Source organism: Parcubacteria group bacterium, from assembly GCA_041657845.1.
In the GTDB taxonomy this organism is placed as follows: Bacteria; Patescibacteriota; Minisyncoccia; order Moranbacterales; family JAKLHP01; genus JAKLHP01.
The window spans coordinates 1,788-2,500 of the sequence record JBBABD010000068.1 but is presented as its reverse complement, the minus strand read 5'-3'; the positions used below and the strand labels follow the sequence as shown (position 1 = coordinate 2,500).

General features: G+C 24.7%; 2 protein-coding genes. Both read right to left on the bottom strand.

Annotated features, from left to right (window positions below):
- A partial coding sequence (locus WC906_05580; GenBank protein MFA5777870.1) for a hypothetical protein occupies positions 1 to 318 on the bottom strand: 318 nt, incomplete at its 3' end.
- Positions 318 to 713, bottom strand: a 396-nt coding sequence (locus tag WC906_05575) for a hypothetical protein (GenBank protein ID MFA5777869.1), incomplete at its 5' end; no start/stop codon positions are given. The genes WC906_05580 and WC906_05575, both read right to left, overlap by 1 nt.

Sequence of the window (713 nt, the reverse complement as noted above, 5' to 3'; positions counted from 1 at the left end):
AATAAAATATCCATTATATCTATTTCCCAAGTATCCTGCTATTGGAACCGCTTTAGTTAGAATCTTCCATTCAAAATTTGATAAGTATCTTGTATCAAAATTTTCAAATTTAAATTCCCATAAAAAAGATGTTTCAGAAATCACTTGCCAATCTATATCAAATGTTCTTGTTTTAGAAAAAAATTCTTTAGATTGAATTTTAATCTTATAGTTTTGTTTTATTATAAAATTATTATCTTTTTTATTTTGAATTTTTGTAGAAAGTTTTTCATTTTCTACTTCAAGTGTATAAATTTTATTTTGTGTATATAAGGACATTAATTTGACCCATATGAAATATTTTGAATTGGAACTGGATTTAAAAAAATGGAAACTTGAACTAATATATCTTGATTATTTGGAATATATGTATTTAATACAATAGGAATAGATGTTGTCATTTCAGGTTCGGGAATTTCAATTGTTGGTTCTGGAATTGGAACTATTGATTCAGTATATTCGCCTGAATCACTATCTAAGACTAATGTACCACTCTTCGTTAAAAATAAAAAAGAACCTTCTATATAAAATTTATAATAATTTGAACGTGTTTTTATAATGCTAAATTTTTGTTCATCGGGTTTATAATCATATCCATCAATATCTTCCGGGTAAGTAATTTCCGATAAATATAACAATTCATCATCAGGATGATTATATGTATAATAAAGGGG